We start from the raw sequence: 24,539 nt of genomic DNA on the forward strand, positions 1-24,539 counted from the left end.
CCATTAGTCACTTAGTTAATTACTGGTCAGACAAACCCACAATTTTAACCAGTTCAGCGGTACGTGTTGCATAGCCCATTTCATTATCGTACCAAGCGTATATTTTAAGCATGCGTTTACCTACCATCATGGTAGAAAGGGCATCAACCACTGTTGAACGTTGATCACCTCGGTAATCAATTGACACTAATGGTTTTTCCTCATAGCCAAGAATGCCTTTTAGTTCATTCTCTGATGCCTGCTTAAGCAACTCATTAACTTGCTCTGCTGTACAATCTTCTTTTAGATTAAAAATAATATCGGTTAAAGAGGCATTTGCTAAAGGAACACGAACAGCATGACCATCTATTTTCCCTGCTAATTCAGGAAATATTTCAACGATTGCTTTAGCTGAACCGGTTGTTGTTGGAATAAGGCTCATACCGCAGGCACGTGCGCGACGTAAATCTTTATGTGGTGCATCTAGGATAGTTTGAGTATTTGTTAAATCATGAATAGTGGTAAAGGCCACTTGTTCAATCCCTATTTTTTCATTAATCACTTTAACAACAGGGGCAATACAGTTTGTTGTACAAGAAGCAGCAGTCACAATACGGTGTAATTCTGGCTGATAAATATCATCATTTACACCCACCACAATATTAGCAATGCCTTCGGCTTTCACTGGTGCGGAAACAACAACACGTTTCACACCTTGATCTAAATAAGTTTGTAATAAAGCCACATCACGATTTACCCCAGTTGCTTCGATAACAACATCACAACCAGACCAATCTACAGCACCAATTTCTCTTTCTTGAGTACATTTGATAGCTTGTCCTGCAACAGTAATCTGAGCATCACCACTTTCAACTGCGTGATGCCAACGCCCTTGAATTGAATCAAACTCTAATAAGTGTGCTAATGTTTTTGCATCACCGTCAACATCATTAATTAAAACAAACTCGACATCTTGCCAATCAAAAGCCGCACGTAAAGCTAAACGACCAATACGGCCAAAACCATTAATACCTACTTTAATTTTCATTTTTTAATTCCTTATGAGGTTAATCGCAACATAGTGTTGGACGATCAGCCATTGATGATAATTTTTGTTTATTCTCGATAATAAATTCTTCGCTATCGGCACAAGCATCTTTAATAACTTGTTGCATCCAAGGTTTAAGTGAGGGACTTAAGCGGTAATACACCCATTGTTTTTGTTTACGATCTAACAACAAACCTAACCGTTTTAGTTGTGCTAAATGACGCGATACCTTAGGTTGGTTTTCATCAAGCGCGACCATTAACTCACACACACAAAGTTCACCTTCAAGCTGAATAAGCATGATGATTTTTAATCTTGTTGCATCTGACAATGCTTTAAAAAATTGAACTGCTTGCATAATTTATCACATCCTTTATTTTGCATATATGAAAAAACATATATATAAAATCGAATATAATATTAATGAGAGGATATGACAAGTAAATGACAAAGAAATTTAATTTAAAATATTTAAGAGGTGACCATTCAAAATACAGTTTTGTATATTGAATGGTAAAAATGATAAAGGAAGAATTAACTAATGCTGGTTATTATTTAAATCACTTAAATAATCTCGATGACAGGCATGCATAAATGCATTTGGACGTAATTTTTGGATGCGTTTCATTAACGATTCCATTTCTTCACCACGTTCAATTAGAATTTGCGCGACCACCAAACCAGTTCGACCAGAGCCACCTTTACAGTGCACAGCAATACTCTTTCCTTTTTCAATCAAACGGTGTATTGCTGGACCAGAGGCTTTCCAAGCATTAAGAAAAGGTGGTTCAGGTGCGACATCATCTTCAATAGGAAGGTGGAACCATGACATTCCCTTAGCCTTAATTGACTTACCAAGATCAGATAAATTGTTTTTATCTAATTCAGCCTGCGTCATAAATGTCAAAATAGCTTCCGCTCCAGCGACTTTGATTTCATCTAATGAAGTATCGAGATCTGCTTCTTTGGTACCTGGGCAGGGAGTTAAAAGAAGTGATGCTTTGCTATCTTTAATTTTAAGTTTAAAAATGGGATGAACAGACATTGATATAACCTATATTAAGAAAGCAGGCAAATGCCTGCTATTAAAAGTATGCCAATATTTTATGGCAGTTTTATGACTCCAGTAGAAGTTTTTGTTGCCAACTGCAACCCTAGGCGATAATAACGATTTGCATCATCAAACCTTTCATCTTCTTCCAATAAGCGAGCTAGCAACGCACAGCTTTCAACATTGCTTTCGCTTTCTAAGCTGAGCTCAAGATCTTTAATTGCTCCCTCTGTATCGCCTTCTTTTAATTTAAGTTTCGCTAAGGCTTGATAAATTAAACCTTTTTCTTCAAAGCGTCTCATTTTCTTCTCTAACAGCTCAATGAGTGGCTCATAATCCGATAAAACCACTTTATCTAAATAAGTAAGCAAAGGCAGTGATACTTGTTTATTTAATTTTTCGATTAATAATTCTTGAGCATATTGTCCGTTATCGCTTTCAATATAAGCATCTAACATGGCTTTTTGATAATTTAGTTCTTTACGTAACCTGCGTGGTAATTTCTTCTCCCAAAATAGTTTTAGTGACTCTACATCTTCTAAAGCAAGTTGTTTGAAAAAGTGTTGGTAAGCATTAAGTTCTAATTGAGCAATTTGCTCAGCATTATAATCAAGTTGCTTATAATGATTATTTAATACGCGAATATATTTTTCCCATTCATTTAATTCCGGGTAAATATCTAAATATAGTTGGGAGATACGTGGGTTACTTGGGAATTTCAAGGCTAATTCACGTAAGGTTGCTAATGCACCTTCGTATTGTTTTGCATCAATTTGCAACTCAACCGAAACCAGCCCAACTGATAAATGTGCATCTTTGTTACTTTCACTTGCTAAGACCAAATGTTCATTACGTTGATCATATAAACCCTGCAAATGCGCGGCTCTAGCATTCGCGATATAAGTTAATGCGGGAGACTCACTTCGCGCATGACTGATTGTGATAATAATTTGTGTGCTTGTTTATTTTTACCCTCATATAAAGCCCACATGCCTAATATGCTTTTCTTATGCGCTTTTCTGGTTTTACGTTGCCCTAACCAACCTCGTGTGACAGCGCTCATTGATAATAAACGACGTAAAACCCATTCAGCCAATAATAATAAAAAATAAAAGGCCAAGGCAATGAATGCGAGCATTGATGATAGTCATTTCATAGGTTGTATAACTATCAAAGGAAATGAGGATATAACCTTTATTAGCGCTAATTTCAGGTCCAAAAATCAATCCCGCAATAACGGCTAAAATAATCAAAATTATTTTAATCATGATATTTCTCCTATTTCAGCGTTGGGTTAGCAATTGATTTATTTAGACGTCGCTCAAGAACGCGTTCTAATAAGGGAGCACTTTTCAATTGATCAGGATATTGAATCGAGACTTCTCGCGCACTAAGTCGCTGTATCGACTTATAAAAATGCCCTGTCGTACTGTCTTTCAAGTCATAATAGTTTTTTAATAACGCTAACATATTTTCAATTGCGATATCGTAAACATCCTGTTGCTCACGATAAATAGCAAATTGCGCTTTAGCTAGGTTATTACGTAAATTTTCTCGTAAATACCAACTTTGCTCAGGAGAAAGTAAAGCTTCAATTTTATCGTCTCGCTTATTAACAGTAATAAAACTATTAATAAACACATTCCAAGATTTAATTAAGTTACTTTCCCAATCGTTAATATCTGATGAAACTTCTTCTTCATCTTTTTCAGCCCTTTCTTGCATCACTAAGGTTTCTGAGCGTAATTGATCTATACGACGCTCTAAACTAGTTAGTGTTAAAATAGCCCCATCTGTATCAAGTTTTGGAAGCGCTTCTAGGGTATTAATATCTTCCAGTAATGCACTTCTTAAGGGATTCAAGCTAGCATCATTAAGCTCAACAATACGTTGATCTGCGGCTGTTAATAAAGACACCGCGGTTTTAATGTCTTTTTCTAGCCAAATTTTTCTACCAGTTAAGTTCAGTAGGTATTCAACTTCAGAAAGGATCCATTCGTCCGGGTGACGCATTTGGTTCGCTTCCGCAAAACTGCGTTGTAATGATTGAAGATCAGTTTTGGTAATTTTATTATCATTAGTTACTTGCTGAAGACTTGAGTTAACCTGACCAACCTGTGCTTCCAGAGCTGTTTTTATTTTAATAGTTTGGCTTAATTGATCACTCATTTCTGAGGATTGTGAATTCAGCTTCTCTGTTAATTCACTAAGCTGATTTTGCTGAGAATTCACTAATACTTTACCTTGCTGGTAAATAGTAAAGCCAAAAAAGATTACAATAACAATTAAAATCAGCGATAACAAAGCGCAGAATAAAGCAATTCTTTGTGACCTCTTCGCTTTTTTCTGCCTTTAACCTAGCCTTTTCTTTTTCCGAATCAACATCTATTTCAATGTCTTGCTCTAAATCTTTACCTGAATCAATGTCACTTTCTACATCGGTGTCATTTACTTGCTCTGCGTCGTTGTCTAACTCAGTGTCGCTTTCTAACACTGTGTCATTGTCTAACTCAGTGTCTTTATCTTTCTTAACGTCAGTCATAACTACCCTCACCAGTAAAATATTCAATAATTCTTTGATTTGATATGCTTGGCAATAATTTTGTTCTTGGAAAGCCTAAAGCATTTGCATGTTTTATAATACGTTCACTTGCCGCATAAATAGTAAGCGACATAAGCCAGTCTTTATTATCTTGCATTGTCACAGCAATGAACTGTTCAAGTAACTCAATACTACTGATAATAGCACCATTAATGCCATGCTGTTGCCATTTTTCAACACAGCTTGATCTTGGTAGCTTTATAGCAACACGCTGATATGATTCATAATAATCAACATTTGCCCCGCGGTTCATTAAAGTCTCTTTCAAAAACTCTCTGCCACCTACACCACGCAAAATTAATAATGAATGATTATCAAGCTGTTGTAATTGTGGCAATGCTAGTAGCCCTTCACTATCAAAGGACTCAAAAGGCACTGTTACTTTCTGCTGAGTCTTTGATGCCAATAATAATTGTGTTGCCTCTCCGACTGCAAAATAATTGGTTTTCGGCCAGTTTTTCCCCTTCAAAACAAGATCTGTAAATTCAACGGCATTACTACTAACTGCAATAATAGCATGATATTTTTTTACAAAGGGGTTACTTGTGGTAACCACAGGTACAATTTCTAATAATGGCTGAGCTAGGCTATAAAGCCCTTGTTCATTCAACAAATCGGCCAAGCGTTGTGCATGAGGTGCAAAACGCGTGATCAATAAGCGCGGTTTAGGCATTTTCTTTGTATACTTCGGCGAGTATTTCTTTTGCTCCCGCGTCCAATAACTGTTTTGCTAGTGCCAATCCCATCGCCTCGGCATCCTTGGGATCACCGCTAATTTCTTTTCGAATAATGGTTTTACCATCAACACTGCCAACTAAACCTCGTAGAAACAATTGCTCACCTTTAAAGATAGAATAACTACCAATTGGCACCTGGCAACCACCCTGCAATGCTAAATTCATTGCTCGCTCTGCCGTTACTCTTTGGCGTGTTAATTTATGATCAAGAGGCTGTAATAATTCTATCGTTTGTTTATCATTTAAACGACACTCGATGCCAACAGCGCCTTGTCCAACAGCAGGTAAACTCACTTCAGGTTCAATATAACCCGCTATACGTGATTGCATTTCTAGACGAATTAGTCCAGCGATACGCTAAAATAATCGCATCGTAGTCACCATTGTCTAACTTGGCTAAACGAGTGTTCACGTTGCCACGTAAATCTTTAATCACTAAATCAGGTCTTAGCTCTCTTAATTGACACTGGCGTCGCAAACTACAAGTACCAACCACTGCACCATGAGGTAACTGCTCAACATTCGTAAAATGATTAGAAACAAAAGCATCACGAGGATCCTCTCGCTCACAAATAATAGTCAACCCGAGTCCATCAGGAAAGTCGACAGGAACATCTTTCATTGAATGAACAGCAATATCGGCACGCTCTTCTAACATTGCGACTTCAAGTTCCTTTACAAAAAGCCCTTTGCCACCGACTTTAGCCAGAGGAGTATCAAGGATAATATCACCCTTTGTTTTCATTGGAATTAATTCAACAATTAAGTCAGGGTGGTATTTTAACAGTTCAGCTTTTACAAAGTTAGCCTGCCACATAGCAAGGGGGCTATGTCGTGTTGCAATTCGAATGGTTTTTGGGCTCATGAGATCTCTTAATAAAAATCAGTAAATTAAACAGAGTATAAGAGAATTAGTAAGGCTTTAAAAGGATGATAAGGCAGGAACGAGAGATTGCTAAAAAGGTTATTAACTCGTTTTCTGTTACAAACAATAAAAAACGCTATGGTTGCTACAAAATCAGAAAAATGATGTAACAACCAGTATTATTAGCTAAACAGTAATTTCTTATTTAAATAATGTCGACTCGATATTATCAATATAGGCTGAAGTACCAGTTGATTTCTTATCACCGGCATAAAAAGTTACTGTCGTAGGTGTATTTGAAGCAGACAGACCAGTACTCGCTACAGAGATATTTGTTGCAGTTGGAGAGGCAACACCATCAATAGCAATACTAAAGCTACCATCTACCCAAGTCGCTGTATAAGTGTGCCATTGATCAGCAGTAAAATCTGCCACTTTGACATCTTTAGAGCCATTTTCATATTGAACAATGCCATCTTTAGCATTTAGTCTTAATTCAAAAAAGCGTTGGCTATTGTTCTTACCTACTCCAAAATTAACATATACGGTTTTAGGGTTTTGACTAGGGATATAAGCATCAAAGGAAACGGAACCAGAAGTCGCGGCACCTTTAGCAAATTTTAATAATGCATAGGGTTTATCTGCGCTAGAATCATCAAACAAGTATAAAGAATTAGGTGCACTCTTGGACATATTTGCACTCACCTCTGCAACCAGCGTAGAACCATTTACTTTTTCTACAGACCAAGTTGGATCAGCAACATCAATTTGAGTACCCGCTGTTAAACTATCAAAGTTTACAGATGCAACAGGGCTAGACATCACCTTAGGTGCGGCGTCCTTAGCCGTTTCTGTACTTGCACAACCAGTTATTAAAGAAACTGCAGGTACTGCCAAAGCGACAAAAAAACTTTTTTAAGCGTATTGTCATGATCAATTATCCTTCCTTTAGTGTTATCCATTGTCACAATCATTGCATGTGCTGATTGAGTGAAATCAACTTAACTTGGGGATAATTTACTGTCAAACAATTCACTAAGCATGATGATTAAATCGTGCTGTACTTCAGGTTCTAGACAAATAAAAAGATATAATAATACAAAACATGAAGTAGCGCGCATTCTGTTATTTCAAACTAAAAAATGCTCATTAGAATGGCTAAAAAAGAACAGACCTGATTGCTTCAATTTCCCCCTAAGACACTATACAAAAAGGAATTTATTACTGCTCATTATTAGTAGAAATTGATTATTTAAACACTCCTGCTAATATTCATCCATGCTTATCCTTTATTATGCCTCGATAAAAAAAACTGAATATCAAGGCATAAAATATGATTTTATAGATATACAAACAACGCGATATTAATGGTTGTTGATAGGTTTATTCTTCAGGTAAAACATCTGCATCTTCGCTTAATAAATGGGTCAATTCTTCAATTGGAGCGGGCACTTGTAAATAAAAGCCTTGTACAAAATCACAACCATGGCTTAATACAAAATCTAGCTGTTCCTGTGTTTCAATGCCTTCAGCTACCGTTTTTAGATCTAAAGCTTTTGCAATATTTATTGTTGCTTTAACCACCTCTTCTGATTTTTTAATATCACCAATTCTAGATATAAAAGAGCGATCAATTTTTAAAGTATCAAAGGGTTTGTCAAGGAGATAACTTAAGTTTGAATAACCGCTACCAAAGTCATCCATTGCAAAGGAAACCCCTAAGTTTCTATAACGATTTAGGTACTTATCATTCACTTTACTCGGCTGTAAAAACTGCCTCTCAGTTATTTCAAGACAAATCGAACTACCCTTAATATTAAACTGCTGTAAATGTTTTTTGAAAGAGAAAAGAGAGCGTCACTCTCCAGGTCTTTTAATGAGAAGTTTATCGATATGTAATAATCCTCTTTAGAAGTATTATCACGTATGGTTTTCATTACATCAGCTATAACGTATTTAGTAATTTCAATAATCAACTCTGATTCTTCAGCAAGCGGGATAAATTTACCCGGCATCACTAAACCAAGTTTAGGATGATTCCAGCGAATTAATGCCTCGAAGGAAGAAAGTTTCATTGATTCACAATTAATAATGGGTTGATAATAGAGCTCAAACTCATTGTTATTTAAAGCATCTCTAATAGCACTTTCCATCGATGCTTTATCAAACGCTGTTGAAGTTAGTTCTTGAGAAATATAACGATAGGTATTACCACCACTATCCTTTGCATCATACATTGCAATATCTGCTTGACGAACCAGTTCATCAGCAGTTAGTCCGTCATTCGGGTAAATACTAATACCAATACTTGCTCCGATATTAATATTATGGTCTTCAAATACAACAGTACTTTGCATTGCTTGGAGCATTTTTTTAGCGATTTTAGTTGCGTCTAATAGGCGCTCTAAATCCTGTACAACCACAATAAACTCATCTCCACCTAACCTTGCGACTGTATCCTGTGAGCGCAGTGTATCTATCAGCCTTTTTGACATTTCCATTAGAACAACGTCACCGACATTATGCCCTAAACCATCATTCACTACTTTAAAGCGATCAAGATCAATAAAGAAAATAGCTAGACTTTCTTTGCTTCTTCGTGACTCTGCAAGTGCATGTTCAAGTCGATCTGAAAATAGATTTCGATTAGGTAAACCGGTTAATACATCATGATTCGCGAGATATTGTATTTTATCTTGAGATTTTTTAAGTAAAGAGATATCCGTTTGCACACCAATAAATTGTAGCACCTTACCATTATCATCTTTAACGGCATTAATATTGAGATACACATGGTAAAGTTCACCATCTTTGCGTTTATTAATAACTTCACCAGACCAAAAACCACTCTGCTTAACAGCACGAGACATATCAGAATAAAATTCAGCACTATGTTGACCGGAGCGTAATAAATTAGATTTTTTACCACGAACTTCCTCTGCGCTATAACCACTCATTTCTTCAAAGGCAGGATTAACATCAATGATTCTAGTATCAACATCAGTAATAATGATGCTTTCTTGAGTCGTATTAAACACAGTCTTAGCTTGCATGTTATGTAAAGAGATTTCTTTTTGAGTATTAATATCTTCAATAACAGAGATGAAATATAAAGGTTTATGATCTTCTCTAACAATTGAAACCGATAACATAGCCCAAAATAGCTCACCGTTATTTTTGTAATAACGTTTTTCCATTTTATAGCTATCACCTTCACCCTTTAACAATTGCTGAACACACTCCAAATCTTTTTGTAAATCATCTTCGTGTGTGATGTTTTGAAATGTTAAATTGAACAACTCCTCTTCACTATATCCGAGCATTGAACATAACGCTTTATTCGCAGAAATCCATTGACCATCTAAGCCAACATGAGAAATACCTATATTGGCACTTTCAAATGTGGTTTTATATTTTTCTTCACTTAAAGACAGCTGTCGTATCGCTTCTTTTTCTTTGGATATATCTGTTGCAAAGGACCAAATTTGTGTATTACCTAATTCATCTTTACTGAGGTAATCTTCAATTTGCAGGATTTTAATCTCGTTATCTAAGGATTCAAGTTGTATGGTATAGGGGCCAAATTTAGCATTTTTGGTTAACTCGTTTTGTCTATTTAAAAATAGATCACTGTATTTAATTGAGAATATTTCCAGCCAGTTTTTAGCTAGTAACTGCTCTCTATTAAACCCAGTAAAAGATTGCATCGCATTATTTGTTTTTAATACCATCCCCTGCAAATTGGTGATCACAATACCATCGTTTATATTTTCTAAAACAGACTCATAACGACGATTTAAAGATTTAAACTTCTCCTTTATCACCGAGTTTTCTTCATACATTTCTTTTAATTCTGCGTAAGCAGTCTGTAACTCTTCGTTTGTTGATTGTAGTTCTTCGTTACTTGTCTCCATTTCTTCATTGGTTGCTTGTAACTCTTCATTGGCACTTTGTAATTCTTCGTTAGTTGCTTGTAATTCTTCATTCGAGGTTTCTAATTCCTCAATCAAAGTTTGCATATGTTCTTTAGTGCGCTGTAATTCAAACTCTAATTCTAACTCCTGAGAGCTAGTAACTAAGCTCTCCCCTGAGGGACTATTTAAAAAGGGCAACTCAGATTCAGATATAGTCTGAAAATAAAAAATAAACATCTGGTTACGTCCACTTGAAACTGGCACAAGATGTACTTTTATAAGTCGATTATTACCATTAGGATCAGGCATTGATAAGAAACTGGAGGATACAACTTCTTTCTCTTTTTTGGCGTTATTGACTAATTTTCTTAAATCAATAGCCAAACGAGAATCAACAATTTTATAGAGATTATAAGAAACATAACCTTCAGGAATAAAGGTAAAGTCAAGGTTACCTTTTTTATAAATAACTTCTAACTGTTCATTAGTAACGACCATATTCGGCATTAAAAGCTTTACCGCTTCATTAATAATGGTTTCTTGTAATGGCATTGTCTCAGCCATTTTTCCCTGCCCTAAGTTGGCATCTTTTACATATTTAGGAGGCCTAATTGTGATTGCAGAATAATTTTTCTTAGAAGAAGGGACCGTTTTAAATATCTTATTAGCCTTATCAACCGTCGCAAATAGGTGCTCAAAGTTTGTCGCATTTTCCGATTTTCCTAAAAATAATAATGCATTGCTTCTAAGCGCATAATGGAAGGCAGGCATGATCCATTTTTGAGCATCAAGATTAAAATAAATAAGTAAGTTTCGACAAACAATGAGATCTAAATCTTTAAAGGGAGGATCAGACAAAATATTATGATAAGAGAAAACAATATTCTCACGTAAGGCTTTTTTCACTTCAAATTCGTTATCTGTAATATTAAAATAATCTTTAATATATGTTTCACTAACCCCGGTTATGGAGGCTTGACTATAAATACCTTTCCGAGCAATTTTTAAGGCATCTTCATCAATATCCGTTGCAAATATTCTTAAATTCACAGGTTGTTGTCGCTCGTTTAACAACTCATTAAGTATGATTGCAACAGAATAAGCCTCTTCTCCTGTAGAGGAGCCTGGCATCCAAACCCTAAGTTCTTTTGCATCAGGCACTGCATCAAGATATTTATCAAGGCGACTTTCAAGCGACTCATAGGCATCTCTATCACGAAAAAAGCTAGTAACACCAATTAATATATCTTTGTAAAGTAACTCAACTTCTTGCTCATTGTTTTGAATCAACGAAACATATTCACTTAAAGTCGTAATTTTTAACGCCACCATACGGCGTTCAATCCGACGACCTATCGTCGCTTTTTTATAAACCGAAAAATCAACATGTTTTACTTTATGGAGTAAGGCAAAAATAATAGATATATGATCATTGGAGGGAGTAACTTGATGGCGCTTTAATACTTTTTGTCTAGGGAAGTTTGCTAACGCAACAAGCTCTTCACCTATTAATTCCGCTTTTATTAAAATATCAACAATAGAGCCATTAATAGCGGCCATTGGCATACCGTCATATTTAGCACTAATAGGATCTTGAACAATGGTGATCCCACCCTCTGAGTTAATCGCTCGCATACCTTGCGAACCATCAGATCCAGTACCAGATAAAATAATACCAACCGATTTCTCTTTTTTATATTTGGCAATAGAAATAAACAGCTGATTTACTGATGGCTTTGGTAAGAAAGAATGCTTCTCTGGATCCGATAAAATAATTTGATTATTACCATTAACTTCAACATTTTTATTGGGTGGCGTAATATAAAAAACATCACTTTCTAATATCTCGTTATGCTCAGCCTCCTTTATAAGTAAAGAGCTTTCCCTTGAAAGCAACTCAACTAACATAGTGTTATGCTTAGGGCTAAGGTGCTGGGCAATAATATAAGCAGTGTTGTTATTTCCAGGCAAGCCTTTTATAAGAGAGGTCAGAGCTTCAAGCCCCCTGCACTTGAGCCAATACCAACAACCATTAAATCATCGTTTGTTTGTCGTAGTTCATCCGACTCGTTAACAATTTGCTTTGGAAGCAACTCTTCGCTTTTAGCCTTATCAATATTATTTTTATCAATTGATAACGCTTGGGCAATAATACGGCTCAAATTTTGATCCGTTGTTGGTTTATTAATAGTGCCGTTAATTAATTCTTTAATTGTGTCTAATAAAAAGTCTTCTTTGATATCAGCACTAAACACTATGATTGGTGTTATATCATCAACTTTTCTAATCTCTCGTATCAATTCAAGGCCATTCATATTCGGCATTTGAATGTCAGTAATAACTAGTCCCGGAGCATGAGTAATGAACTTAGAAAGCCCTTCTTTGCCATCATTAGCTTCAATTACCGTATTAAACAGACGTCGTAATAGTTTTGAATGAAATTTTTGTGCTTCTTTATTACTTTCTATATACAGAACGCTTGTTTCATATTTCATTTACTACTTCCACATTAAAATTAATTATTGATAGAGAAATGTGCTTAAATTGAGCATCGATAACGATACTTGAAGAATAACATTTCATACTGGATGACACTCTGAATGGTGGCAAAAAATTGACCGGTACCTCAGAGTTTAATCAAAATAAACATCTACTTGCGTTGATTTATATTAGACCATTTATTTTTTAGATTATAGTAATTTAAGTTATTTAAAATAAAATCATCAATAATGAATTTTTATCCCATTGCCACCTTTGCTATAATTGAACGGTTTATTACAAAGGAGAAATCAATGAAATTGCTGTATTGGTTAGATGACTGGTTAAGACAATCAAATGAACAGCAACAGGCATTATTACCTATGACTGGAAGTGACTTACTGGACGATGTCTTTGTAAAGTATGAATTTGTTGATATCAATAAACCGCTTTTATTTACCTTTTCCCCTGCAGGTACTAATTTACAAGAACAGGATCTTCATGATGATTTTGCTCCCTGGGGTTACCGTTTAGCGCAAAAACAGAAAGTGAACATTGTTTCTTTTCAGCACCTAGGTATAAGCAATTGGTTCCGCGACCGTAATTTAATCTTCTTTCTAGAACAATTATCAACATTACTGGAGCCCTTCACTTGCCGTTTAGGTTATGGTCTAAGTCGAGGGGGCTTCGCTATAGGCGCTTTTGCAAATTTACTGCAACTTGATAAAGTTTTGTTATTCCACCCGGTGAGTACCAAAAACCGACAACTTGCCCCATGGGATAATCGGTCTAGCACTGAAATAGCGCAGAAATTTGATTGGCTAGGAGACTATCACGATCTAGACTTAGGCAAAGCTCAGGGTTATATCATATACGATCCAACTAATAGTATCGATCGTCAGCATGCCAAACGTTATCCAGAGTTAACTCACCTACGAGTGTTTGGAATGGGTCATGGTACTCACGCGACTTACCTCAACAAATTTGGCTTTTACAAACAGGTTGCCATCGACTTTATTCAACACCAACAAATTGATATCGTTCAATTTCGCCAACAAACCAAAACCCTGCGTTTTAAAGAAGATTATTACAAAAGACTCAATAAGGCTAACAGCAATTCTCAGCATCGCTTAAAACTACTCAGCACCGCGCATAATATTCTTAGTGGTGAAAAGGAAGCACACGTGCAGGAACACCAAGATCAAATCGATGTGCAACCGCTAATTGATATCGCGTTGAAGCATCAAGAGGAACACCCACAGGATGCAATTAAGCTATTAAAAATGGCACAGAAACTATCTCCAGACGATCCACTTATAGAAAGTAAACTCAAGCAATTGAACTAAACGAATGAAAGTTAAATTAAAATAGTGATTTGATAGTTTATTAATTAAAGAAGAATAAAACGAATTGAAAACAAAGGGGATGGTGCTGATAGGCGGATTTGAACCGCCGACCTCACCCTTACCAAGGGTGCGCTCTACCAACTGAGCCATATCAGCAAAAGGGGATCTGACGATGACCTACTCTCACATGGGGAAACCCCACACTACCATCGGCGCGACTGCGTTTCACTTCTGAGTTCGGAATGGGATCAGGTGGGACCACAGTGCTATTATCGTCAGAAAAAATCTGTAAAATAATTATTATTATTAATTTTTCGATGATTATTTTTTAATCATCAGAATTAAATTAACCCAGTAAGGGTGACTTACTGGGTTATTTAAATTAGGCGCCTAGCGATGACCTACTCTCACATGGGGAAACCCCACACTACCATCGGCGCGACTGCGTTTCACTTCTGAGTTCGGAATGGGATCAGGTGGGACCACAGTGCTATGGTCGCTAGACAAAAACTTAATTAAGAAAGCTAATGTTCTTTTAATCTTTGCAATGTCGTAAAATATGTTATCACAAACGTATTTTTGTTGATGAACTATCATCATCTCTTGGAACAATCTCAAACACTTAAAATGCTTAGAGTTTGTATGGTTAAGCCTCACGGGTAATTAGTACAAGTTAGCTCAATACGTTACCGCACTTACACACCTTGCCTATCAACGTTGTAGTCTCCAACGGCCCTTTAGGGAGATTAAATCTCCAGTGAGAACTCATCTTGAGGCTCGCTTCCCGCTTAGATGCTTTCAGCGGTTATCGATTCCGAACGTAGCTACCGGGCAATGCCATTGGCATGACAACCCGAACACCAGCGGTTCGTCCACTCCGGTCCTCTCGTACTAGGAGCGACTCCTCTCAATTCTCAAACGCCCACGGCAGATAGGGACCGAACTGTCTCACGACGTTCTAAACCCAGCTCGCGTACCACTTTAAATGGCGAACAGCCATACCCTTGGGACCGACTTCAGCCCCAGGATGTGATGAGCCGACATCGAGGTGCCAAACACCGCCGTCGATATGAACTCTTGGGCGGTATCAGCCTGTTATCCCCGGAGTACCTTTTATCCGTTGAGCGATGGCCCTTCCATTCAGAACCACCGGATCACTATGACCTACTTTCGTACCTGCTCGACGTGTCTGTCTCGCAGTTAAGCTGGCTTATACCATTGTACTAACCTCACGATGTCCGACCGTGATTAGCCAACCTTCGTACTCCTCCGTTACGCTTTGGGAGGAGACCGCCCCAGTCAAACTACCCACCAAACAGTGTCCCAAACCCCGATTCAGGGGCCATGGTTAGAACTCAAAACATACAAGGGTGGTATTTCAAGGTTGGCTCCAACAAATCTAGCGACCTGTCTTCAATGCCTCCCACCTATCCTACACATGTAGGCTCTAAGTTCACTGCTAAGCTGTAGTAAAGGTTCACGGGGTCTTTCCGTCTAGCCGCGGGTACACAGCATCTTCACTGCGATTTCAACTTCACTGAGTCTCGGGTAGAGACAGCATGGCCATCATTACGCCATTCGTGCAGGTCGGAACTTACCCGACAAGGAATTTCGCTACCTTAGGACCGTTATAGTTACGGCCGCCGTTTACCGGGGCTTCGATCAAGAGCTTCGACATAAGTCTAACCCCATCAATTAACCTTCCGGCACCGGGCAGGCGTCACACCGTATACGTCATCTTGCGATTTAGCACAGTGCTGTGTTTTTAATAAACAGTTGCGACCATCTGGTATCTTCGGCCTCTAACAGCTTAAAGAGCAAGTCTCATCACCGTCAAAGGCGTACCTTCTCCCGAAGTTACGGTACCATTTTGCCTAGTTCCTTTACCCGAGTTCTCTCAAGCGCCTTGGTATTCTCTACCTGACCACCTGTGTCGGTTTGGGGTACGATCCTTTATTATCTGAAGCTTAGAGACTTTTCCTGGAAGTATGGCATCGATGACTTCAGCACCTTAGTGCCTCGACATCGTGTCTCAGTATATAGTGACCCGGATTTACCTAAGTCACCTACCTACACACTTGAACCTGGACAACCATCGCCAGGCCCACCTAGCCTTCTCCGTCCTCCCATCGCAATAATAAAGGGTACGGGAATATTAACCCGTTTCCCATCGACTACGCCTTTCGGCCTCGCCTTAGGGGTCGACTCACCCTGCCCCGATTAACGTTGGACAGGAACCCTTGGTCTTCCGGCGGGGAGGTTTTTCACCTCCCTTATCGTTACTCATGTCAACATTCGCACTTCTGATACCTCCAGGATGGTTTACACCTTTCCCTTCAACGGCTTACAGAACGCTCCTCTACCACGCATATAAATATGCGTCCGCAGACTTCGGTGATATGTTTAGCCCCGTTAAATCTTCCGCGCAGACCGACTCGACTAGTGAGCTATTACGCTTTCTTTAAATGATGGTCGCTTCTAAGCCAACATCCTAGCTGTCTAAGCCTTTCCACATCGTTTCCCACTTAACATATACTTTGGGACCTTAGCTGGCGGTCTGGGTTGTTTCCCTTTCCACGACGGACGTTAGCACCCGCCGTGTGTCTCCCATGATTGCACTTGTTGGTATTCGGAGTTTGCATAGGGTTGGTAAGTCGGGATGACCCCCTAGCCTAAACAGTGCTCTACCCCCAACAGTGATACATGAGGCGCTACCTAAATAGCTTTCGAGGAGAACCAGCTATCTCTTGGTTTGATTGGCCTTTCACCCCCAGCCACAAGTCATCCCCTAATTTTTCAACATTAGTGGGTTCGGTCCTCCAGTTGATGTTACTCAACCTTCAACCTGCTCATGGCTAGATCACCAAGTTTCGGGTCTAATCCCAGCAACTATTCGCCCAGTTAAGACTCGGTTTCCCTACGGCTCCCCTAAATGGTTAACCTTGCTACTGAAATTAAGTCGTTGACCCATTATACAAAAGGTACGCAGTCACCGAACTAAGTCGGCTCCTACTGCTTGTACGTACACGGTTTCAGGTTCTATTTCACTCCCCTCACAGGGGTTCTTTTCGCCTTTCCCTCACGGTACTGGTTCACTATCGGTCAATTAGGAGTATTTAGCCTTGGAGGATGGTCCCCCCATATTCAGTCAGGATTTCTCGTGTCCCGACCTACTCGTTTTCACTAAGTAGAAGTTTTTGTGTACAGGACTATCACCTTGTACCGTTGCACTTTCCAGAGCATTCCACTAACTTTTATCTAGCTTAAGGGCTGGCCCGATTTCGCTCATCGCTACTTTCGGGATCTCGGTTGATTTCTTTTCCTAAGGGTACTTAGATGTTTCAGTTCCCCTCGTTCGCTTCCATATGCTATGTATTGACATACAGATGACACTAAGTGCCGGGTTGCCCCATTCGGAGATTCCAGGATATAACGCTTGTTATCAACTCCCCTGGACTTTTCGCAGATTACCACGTCCTTCATCGCCTCTAATTGCCTAGGCATCCACCGTGCACGCTTATTCACTTAACCATACAAATTCTAAGAATTTTAAAATACTTATTGTTTGTAGGTTGTTTCCAAGACGCTTGCGATCCTCATATTTTACTATGAAAAACACATTCGTTTTTCGTGCACCGAGAATGAACGTTGTTTTGTTCATTCAGGATACGTACAAACTGCAAATCACTTACGTGAATTACAGCTGTTTTTATTTTGCTTGATTACAGTATCTAACTTAACTTAAACGTTATTTTAAATACTGAGAACAATTTACATTTCATAAATGAAATGTAAAATTTCGTTTTATTTACCACACCAATCAACACCTAAGTGTCATTGTTATTGTGCGATAAATAAGAACTTTATCAGCTTTCCTAATTGTTAAAGAGCAGTGTTTACTTATGTTTCAAAGAAAATCACTTTATAAGTATTGGTACTTATAAAGTATCTTTCTACGTCAAGAGAAGTTGGTATCCCCAAGGGGATTTGAACCCCTGTTACCGCCGTGAAAGGGCGGTGTCCTAGGCCTCTAGACGATGGGGACATAAGACTTCTTCTGCGCTTTATCATTCTAATCAAACAATCTGTGTGGGCACTAATAGCAGTTTCTTTACGTAAGGAGGTGATCCAGCCCCAGGTTCCCCTAGGGCTACCTTGTTACGACTTCACCCCAGTCATGAACCACACCGTGGTCATCGCCATCCCCGAAAGGTTAAGCTAATGACTTCTGGTGCGACCCACTCCCATGGTGTGACGGGCGGTGTGTACAAGGCCCGGGAACGTATTCACCGTGGCATTCTGATCCACGATTACTAGCGATTCCAACTTCACGGAGTCGAGTTGCAGACTCCGATCCGGACTACGACAAACTTTATGAGATTCGCATACCCTCGCAGGTTAGCAACCCTTTGTATTTGCCATTGTAGCACGTGTGTAGCCCATCCCGTAAGGGCCATGATGACTTGACGTCGTCCCCACCTTCCTCCGGTTTATCACCGGCAGTCTCCCTAAAGTTCCCGGCATAACCCGCTGGCAAGTAAGGATAAGGGTTGCGCTCGTTGCGGGACTTAACCCAACATTTCACAACACGAGCTGACGACAGCCATGCGAGCACCTGTCTCAGAGTTCCCGAAGGCACTCATCAATCTCTTGGTGATTCTCTGGATGTCAAGGGATGGTAAGGTTCTTCGCGTTGCATCGAATTAAACCACATGCTCCACCGCTTGTGCGGGCCCCCGTCAATTCATTTGAGTTTTAACCTTGCGGCCGTACTCCCCAGGCGGTCTATTTAATGCGTTAGCTTTGAAACCCACGGCATATAGCCACAAACTTCTAATAGACATCGTTTACTGCGTGGACTACCGGGGTATCTAATCCCGTTTGCTCCCCACGCCTTCGCGCCTCAGTGTCAGTCTTTGTCCAGGTGGCCGCCTTCGCCACTGGTATTCCTTCAGATCTCTACGCATTTCACCGCTACACCTGAAATTCTACCACCCTCTACAAAACTCTAGTTAACCAGTTTCAAATGCCGTTCCCAGGTTGAGCCCGGGGCTTTCACATCTGACTTAATTAACCACCTACGCGCGCTTTACGCCCAGTAATTCCGATTAACGCTCGCACCCTCCGTATTACCGCGGTACGCTGGCACGGAGTTAGCCGGTGCTTCTTCTGTGGGTAACGTCACAGATATCAGTTATTAACTAATACCCTTTCCTCCCCACTGAAAGTGCTTTACAACCCGAAAGCCTTCTTCACACACGCGGCATGGCCGCATCAGGGTTTCCCCCATTGTGCAATATTCCCCACTGTCGCCTCCCGTAGGAGTCTGGACCGTGTCTCAGTTCCAGTGTGGCTGGTCATCCTCTAAGACCAACTAGGGATCGTTGCCTTGGTAAGCCATTACCTTACCAACTAGCTAATCCCACTTGGGCCACTCTTTACGCGCAAGGCCCGAAGGTCCCCTGCTTTGGTCCGAAGACATTATGCGGTATTAGCAGTCGTTTCCAACTGTTGTCCCCCACGTAAAGGCATGTTCCCAAGCATTACTCACCCGTCCGCCACTCGTCATCTTCTAGCAAGCTAGAAATGTTACCGTTCGACTTGCATGTGTTAAGCCTGCCGCCAGCGTTCAATCTGAGCCATGATCAAACTCTTCAATTTAAAGTTTAATGTGGTTGTTTCCTTCGAAGAAGAATGCAACCTGACTCAATATTACTGACTAAAACTATGTACCGAAGTACAATGTTATTCTGAATTAATGAATTAATTCGTGTGTCATTGATATTGATTCTTTTTGTCCCGAAGGACTATTTTGAAATCTACTATCAATGCTCACACAGATTGTTTGATTAAATTGTTAAAGAGCGTGCCTTTCGGCGAGGTGCGTATAATACGCTAACCTTGAACCTTGTCAACATTTTATTTTAAATTACTTTAAACTTAAATGTAGTTGCAAACTCAATGAATTTGCTGGCTCCAGACAATTAAAAACTTACGTCAGTCATTGTCTGTGGATGCGCATTATAGGGATTGAGATCACATTGGCAAGCTTTTATTATGCTTTATTTTAAAATAATGACCGAACGAATAATAACTAAACAATATGCTGTTTAGTTAATCATTATTTATTAAAATTTGTAGTAATAAGGGGAGTGGCTTGTTGCTTAGGAAATAATTGACTGGCAATAAAACGTGTTACAAAGAAACCAAATACTGCAACTAATGCTGATAAGCCTATAAGCATACCTTCATTAATGTTAAAAATACTCTTAAATATTAATGCACTGCTAATAAAGAAAAACAGAGGTAGCAAATAAATAAGCGCCGCACTTTTTACTAAATTACCATTACTTATTTGAAGTTCGATAAAACTATCAATTTCCATTCCTTCTTTATAAGGAAGTTCAAATTGTTGCGTTTTATCAGAAAAAGCTTTAGAAACGGTTCCAACGCCACAACTTGTTTGGCTATTACAAGATGAACAAGCTGATTTAGAGATGCACTCTACTCGTGCAATTTTTTCTCCATCAACTTCTTCAATGGCAATTATTTTACCTGTTTCACTGATCATTAATATTTGTACCTAATGTAATTGATTGTGCAAGGCGCTTAGCAGTCGTGAGTGGAATATCCCCCACAACATTAATTTCTATTTGCCCCTGTTGCTCAGTGTAAAATACAGTTGCTCCACGACGAATCAATTTTTGTTGTTCATCTAATGCTAATTTTTTCTCTGAAACATAAATTGAAACATTAGCAATGCCATCTTCTAATAAGATATATGAAACAAGCTCATTGTCATGCATCAATAGTCGATGTTGATCATCTTTTGCGATTGTGAAACCTGCTGGTATCCAACTCGCCTTCCACTGTGATCGACTATCTGTTGTTGCTTGTGCCACATGTACGGTTTCAGGCAAAGTGTTTTTGGTTAATTTTATTAGCCATGGATTAGCCGTTTCTGAAACATTTAACGAAACAACCATTATTTGTTCAACAATAACGTTAGATTGATTTATGGTATCTAAACGTAAAGGTAATGATGATTTTAAATCACACCAAACAACATAACTATAACGATATTCATCTTTACTGATCATACGGATAGCAATGGCAGGTTTACCTGCGATTCTACCTTTACCTAAAATAACATAATCGTAATTTTCTTTGCCCTTTTCAAAGTCATAATTGGCAAAATTAGCAAAAACGTTGCTATCTTGATTAGATTCTAGGGTATATGCAGGCTGTCCTTGCTCATAATAACTTATTTTTCCGTCATATTTAAGCGACTCTCGAATAACCCCATTAAGATAACGAAAGTAACTCGCCTCTTGTCCTTCAACAATACCATGTATTAATTGCATTGGCTCGAGTTGTTTTTGTAGGCTACTGAGGTAAACGATTTCGTAGTTCTGATTTTGATAGGCTTGTCGCATTAAATTAAGATGTTCAATGGCGGAGGGAAGTGTGCTTTCCTCTGTTTCTGTCTGATCTTTATTACCATCAGCTTCTATTGCAATACTCAGTGACGTAAATAGTAGCAATACGCTTGCTACTATTACGCTAGAGAGGGTGGCTCTTTTCATTACTAACCTGACTTTAATTTATGGCTGTATTTGGAGCTGTAATTGATGATCTTTTATTAAAGCTTCTAAACGTTCGTGTCTTTCTTGTAACGCTTGCTTAACTTGCTCTTGATTAGCTTGTAGGCTTACAGGAGAAGTACTACCACCAAATGGAATTGTATTTAAGACTTCAATGCCATTATTTTCCGTTGTAGGTTGAGTAGTCAGAAAACTAGTCATAACCACGACACCTGCAACCGAGGTCGCAATTGCATATTGTCCAAAGCGTTTCATAAATGAGACAACATTGCTTTTATCTTTTGTTTTTTGTTCAACAAGCGAATCTCTAATCGGCGTAACATTTTCTTGCTTAGGTCGCATAGCAATCTCAGCCATCACCTGTTCGCTGATATCAATGTTTAATACTGCTTCATTACGCATCGCATCACCAATTAAATGATAACGTGAGAATACGTCTTGTTGTTCTTTATCATAGATAAGCTCATCTAATGATTTGCTTTCAACGTTTTCATTATCAATCAAACTTGAAAGTTTTTCGTTAATTTCTGTCATTATGTTTCCAACTACTCTTCTAATAAAGGTGCTAATTGTTTATCAATCGCATCACGAGCTCTGAATATACGAGAGCGTACTGTACCAATCGGGCAATCTTCTATTTTTGCAATTTCGTCATAACTCATACCTTCTAATTCACGAAGTGTGATGGTCGCTTTTAGTTCAGCAGGCAACTGTTCAATGGTGTCCATTATGACGCGTTTTATTTCTTCAGAACGTAAAATGTGCTCTGGAGAGTCTGCTTCTTTAAGTGCATCGCTACCATCATAACTATCAGCCTCTAAAGCATCGATATCCGATGCTGGCGGTCGACGACTTTGACTAGTTAAATAGTTTTTTGCTGTGTTCACAGTAATACGATATAACCAAGTGTAAAAAGCACTGTCACCACGAAATGTCGGCAACGATTTATGCACTTTAATAAACACTTCTTGTGTTACATCTGCAATATCCCCTGAACTACGCACATAACGCGTTAATATATTCGCCACACGATTCTGATATTTACGAACCAATAATGTAAAAGCTTGTTGCTCCCCATTCTGAATACGCTGAATTAATTGAAAATCTAAATCACGCTCATTCATTGAGCTTATCTACCTATAATTATTGTTAGCCTTGTGGCATCTACAGTTATGACCTAATACACTTAAGAAAGTTCCAAACTATTTCAAAAGAAATCTTTTTTATATAAACTGTACGAATACTTCATTTACTCAGAGCATATAGTGCCATGACAGAAAGTAAACCAATAACTAATCAACATAACTGCGATATTCTTATTATCGGTGCGGGTGTCGCCGGTCTTTCACTAGCATTAAAGCTTGCACCTCATGCTAAAGTAAACGTTTTAAGCAAAGGTAAACTCTCCGAAGGCTCAACCCTGTATGCTCAGGGTGGCGTAGTCGCCGTTTTTTCTGATACCGATAGTACCGATTCACACGTTAATGACACCTTAATAGCTGGTGCTGGTTTATGTGATGAAGAAGCTGTTCGTTTTACCGTTACAAATGCAAGAGAAAGTATGCAATGGTTAATCGATACAGGTGTTGATTTCGATACAGAAACAGATAAAGAAGGCAATACGCATTTTCATCTTACCCGCGAAGGTGGTCATTCTCATCGTAGAATTTTACATGCTTGCAGATGCAACAGGTGAAGAAATTGAAAATACTTTACTAAGCGCTGTTAAAAAACACAAAAATATTACATTGATGGAAGGTTATAATGCCATTGATTTAATCACCAGCCGAAAACTAAATTTACCTGCGAATAGAGTATTAGGTGCTTATGTTTGGAATCGTAATATAGAAAGAGTTGAAACCATAAAAGCACATTTCGTAACACTAGCAACAGGTGGTGCAAGTAAAGTTTACCAATATACCAGTAACCCAGATGTTTCTAGTGGTGATGGGATTGCATTAGCATGGCGAAGTGGTTGCCGTATCGCCAACATGGAGTTTAATCAATTCCACCCAACTTGTTTATTTCATGCCGATGCAAAAAACTTTTTATTAACTGAAGCATTACGTGGTGAAGGAGCGCATTTATTGCGTCCTGATGGCTCTCGATTTATGCTTGATTTTGATGAAAGAGCTGAATTAGCACCGCGCGACATTGTTGCTCGTGCTATCGATTATGAAATGAAACGTTTAGGTGTTGATTGCATGTATCTAGATATCAGCCATAAACCTAAAGATTTTATTATCAAACATTTCCCAACCATCTACCGTCGTTGCTTATTATTAGGCATTGATATTGCCCACCAGCCAATGCCAATTGTACCCGCATGACACACTACACCTGTGGTGGCGTTATGATAGACCATCACGGACAAACTGATATTGATGGCTTATATGCGATTGGAGAAGTTACTTATACCGGCTTACACGGCGCAAACCGAATGGCATCCAACTCACTTTTAGAATGCATTGTTTATGCGCATGCTAGTGCCAAAGACATTATTAATCGCCTGCCTTTTTACAAAGAAAGAAAATTTGCTGATATCCCAGATTGGGATGATAGCCAGGTAGAAAACTCGGATGAAGAGGTTGTTATCCAACATAACTGGCATGAGCTTCGCCTGTTTATGTGGGATTATGTTGGTATTGTGCGCACAGATAAACGACTAGAGCGCGCATTACGTCGAGTACAAATGCTTCAACAGGAAATTAATGAATATTATAGTAACTTTAAAGTCGGTAATAATTTATTAGAGTTACGAAACTTAGTTCAGGTTGCAGAATTAATTATTCGTAGTGCAATGTCACGTAAAGAAAGTCGTGGTTTACATTATAATTTAGATTACCCAGAACAACTTGAGCACCCTAAACCGACGATTTTGTGCCCCAAAAATGATTAAATTCGTCTATCTAAAA

General features: G+C 38.7%; 18 protein-coding genes, 2 tRNA genes, 4 rRNA genes and 2 pseudogenes. 2 read left to right on the forward strand and 24 right to left on the reverse strand.

The genetic code is table 11. The features are described from left to right. Positions 1-19 precede the first annotated feature (19 nt). From ACLKMH_RS02520 to ACLKMH_RS02585, 14 genes and pseudogenes are all read right to left on the reverse strand, one after another. Entirely contained in the window at positions 20-1,027 is a 1,008-nt protein-coding gene (locus tag ACLKMH_RS02520) for an ArsJ-associated glyceraldehyde-3-phosphate dehydrogenase (protein WP_413700744.1), read from the reverse strand. 19 nt (positions 1,028-1,046) lie between these two features. After that, on the reverse strand, positions 1,047-1,385 hold the full coding sequence (locus ACLKMH_RS02525) for a metalloregulator ArsR/SmtB family transcription factor (protein WP_413700745.1): 339 nt from the start codon (positions 1,383-1,385) through the stop codon (positions 1,047-1,049). A gap of 180 nt (positions 1,386-1,565) precedes the next feature. Then, positions 1,566-2,072 carry a protein phosphatase gene (locus ACLKMH_RS02530; RefSeq protein ID WP_413700746.1) on the reverse strand — a complete coding sequence of 169 codons (507 nt, stop codon included), beginning with the start codon at positions 2,070-2,072 and terminating at the stop codon, positions 1,566-1,568. Between the two features lie 59 nt (positions 2,073-2,131). Continuing rightward, positions 2,132-2,953: a heme biosynthesis protein HemY gene (locus ACLKMH_RS02535; RefSeq protein ID WP_413700747.1), complete on the reverse strand. Its 822-nt coding sequence runs from the start codon at positions 2,951-2,953 to the stop codon at positions 2,132-2,134. Between the two features lie 29 nt (positions 2,954-2,982). After that, the gene (locus ACLKMH_RS02540; RefSeq protein WP_413700748.1) at positions 2,983-3,216 is read right to left on the reverse strand and encodes a heme biosynthesis HemY N-terminal domain-containing protein; all 234 of its coding nucleotides are present in this window, start codon (positions 3,214-3,216) and stop codon (positions 2,983-2,985) included. Further along, the gene (locus ACLKMH_RS02545; RefSeq protein ID WP_413700749.1) at positions 3,167-3,346 is read right to left on the reverse strand and encodes a hypothetical protein; all 180 of its coding nucleotides are present in this window, start codon (positions 3,344-3,346) and stop codon (positions 3,167-3,169) included. The genes ACLKMH_RS02540 and ACLKMH_RS02545 overlap by 50 nt, the downstream gene beginning before the upstream one ends. Before the next feature lie 10 nt (positions 3,347-3,356). Further along, a complete protein-coding gene (locus ACLKMH_RS02550) occupies positions 3,357-4,310 on the reverse strand; it encodes a uroporphyrinogen-III C-methyltransferase (RefSeq protein WP_413700750.1) in 954 nt (317 codons plus the stop codon). Positions 4,311-4,317: 7 nt separating this feature from the next. Further along, positions 4,318-4,620, reverse strand: a complete 303-nt coding sequence (locus ACLKMH_RS02555) for a hypothetical protein (protein ID WP_413700751.1) — start codon at positions 4,618-4,620, stop codon at positions 4,318-4,320. Further along, positions 4,613-5,353 carry a uroporphyrinogen-III synthase gene (locus tag ACLKMH_RS02560; protein ID WP_413700752.1) on the reverse strand — a complete coding sequence of 247 codons (741 nt, stop codon included), beginning with the start codon at positions 5,351-5,353 and terminating at the stop codon, positions 4,613-4,615. Before ACLKMH_RS02560 ends, ACLKMH_RS02555 begins: the two co-directional genes overlap by 8 nt. Next, positions 5,346-6,282: pseudogene (hemC, locus tag ACLKMH_RS02565) on the reverse strand (hydroxymethylbilane synthase). The gene ACLKMH_RS02560 and the pseudogene hemC overlap by 8 nt, the downstream one beginning before the upstream one ends. Positions 6,283-6,483: 201 nt before the next feature. Further along, the gene (locus tag ACLKMH_RS02570) at positions 6,484-7,179 is read right to left on the reverse strand and encodes a hypothetical protein (RefSeq protein ID WP_413700753.1); all 696 of its coding nucleotides are present in this window, start codon (positions 7,177-7,179) and stop codon (positions 6,484-6,486) included. A gap of 486 nt (positions 7,180-7,665) precedes the next feature. Then, positions 7,666-8,097 carry an EAL domain-containing protein gene (locus tag ACLKMH_RS02575; protein ID WP_413702240.1) on the reverse strand — a complete coding sequence of 144 codons (432 nt, stop codon included), beginning with the start codon at positions 8,095-8,097 and terminating at the stop codon, positions 7,666-7,668. Further along, complete coding sequence (locus ACLKMH_RS02580; protein ID WP_413700754.1) at positions 8,067-12,167, reverse strand: PAS domain S-box protein; 4,101 nt, start codon at positions 12,165-12,167, stop codon at positions 8,067-8,069. The genes ACLKMH_RS02575 and ACLKMH_RS02580 overlap by 31 nt, the downstream gene beginning before the upstream one ends. A 17-nt stretch (positions 12,168-12,184) precedes the next feature. Further along, complete coding sequence (locus ACLKMH_RS02585) at positions 12,185-12,691, reverse strand: response regulator (protein WP_413700755.1); 507 nt, start codon at positions 12,689-12,691, stop codon at positions 12,185-12,187. Between the two features lie 297 nt (positions 12,692-12,988). Here ACLKMH_RS02585 and ACLKMH_RS02590 point away from each other — a divergent pair, with 297 nt between their 5' ends. Continuing rightward, positions 12,989-14,020: a cytosolic protein gene (locus ACLKMH_RS02590; RefSeq protein WP_413700756.1), complete on the forward strand. Its 1,032-nt coding sequence runs from the start codon at positions 12,989-12,991 to the stop codon at positions 14,018-14,020. 80 nt (positions 14,021-14,100) lie between these two features. On the opposite strand, the gene ACLKMH_RS02595 is transcribed toward ACLKMH_RS02590, so the two are convergent. The 10 genes from ACLKMH_RS02595 to rpoE form a co-directional block, all read right to left on the reverse strand. Continuing rightward, a tRNA-Thr gene (locus tag ACLKMH_RS02595) sits at positions 14,101-14,176 on the reverse strand. A gap of 8 nt (positions 14,177-14,184) precedes the next feature. Beyond that, a 5S ribosomal RNA gene (gene rrf, locus ACLKMH_RS02600) occupies positions 14,185-14,300 on the reverse strand. 108 nt (positions 14,301-14,408) lie between these two features. After that, positions 14,409-14,524, reverse strand: a 5S ribosomal RNA gene (gene rrf / locus ACLKMH_RS02605). Between the two features lie 138 nt (positions 14,525-14,662). Further along, a 23S ribosomal RNA gene (locus ACLKMH_RS02610) occupies positions 14,663-17,551 on the reverse strand. A 438-nt stretch (positions 17,552-17,989) separates the two neighbouring features. Then, positions 17,990-18,065, reverse strand: a tRNA-Glu gene (locus ACLKMH_RS02615). Positions 18,066-18,136: 71 nt separating this feature from the next. Beyond that, positions 18,137-19,681: ribosomal RNA gene (locus ACLKMH_RS02620) — 16S ribosomal RNA — on the reverse strand. The 16S, 23S and 5S rRNA genes sit together here with 2 tRNA genes alongside, the layout of an rRNA operon. Before the next feature lie 460 nt (positions 19,682-20,141). Further along, a complete protein-coding gene (locus ACLKMH_RS02625) occupies positions 20,142-20,591 on the reverse strand; it encodes a SoxR reducing system RseC family protein (RefSeq protein ID WP_413700757.1) in 450 nt (149 codons plus the stop codon). After that, the gene (locus ACLKMH_RS02630; protein ID WP_413700758.1) at positions 20,581-21,606 is read right to left on the reverse strand and encodes a MucB/RseB C-terminal domain-containing protein; all 1,026 of its coding nucleotides are present in this window, start codon (positions 21,604-21,606) and stop codon (positions 20,581-20,583) included. The genes ACLKMH_RS02625 and ACLKMH_RS02630 overlap by 11 nt, the downstream gene beginning before the upstream one ends. 18 nt (positions 21,607-21,624) lie before the next feature. Continuing rightward, a complete protein-coding gene (locus ACLKMH_RS02635; RefSeq protein ID WP_413700759.1) occupies positions 21,625-22,158 on the reverse strand; it encodes a sigma-E factor negative regulatory protein in 534 nt (177 codons plus the stop codon). Positions 22,159-22,169: 11 nt separating this feature from the next. Continuing rightward, positions 22,170-22,748, reverse strand: a complete 579-nt coding sequence (gene rpoE / locus ACLKMH_RS02640; protein WP_413700760.1) for an RNA polymerase sigma factor RpoE — start codon at positions 22,746-22,748, stop codon at positions 22,170-22,172. 146 nt (positions 22,749-22,894) lie between these two features. Between rpoE and nadB the strand changes: the two are divergent. After that, positions 22,895-24,523: pseudogene (nadB, locus tag ACLKMH_RS02645) on the forward strand (L-aspartate oxidase). Positions 24,524-24,539 lie beyond the last annotated feature (16 nt).

Source organism: Psychromonas sp. KJ10-10 (genome assembly GCF_047323245.1).
Classification (GTDB): domain Bacteria; phylum Pseudomonadota; class Gammaproteobacteria; order Enterobacterales; family Psychromonadaceae; genus Psychromonas.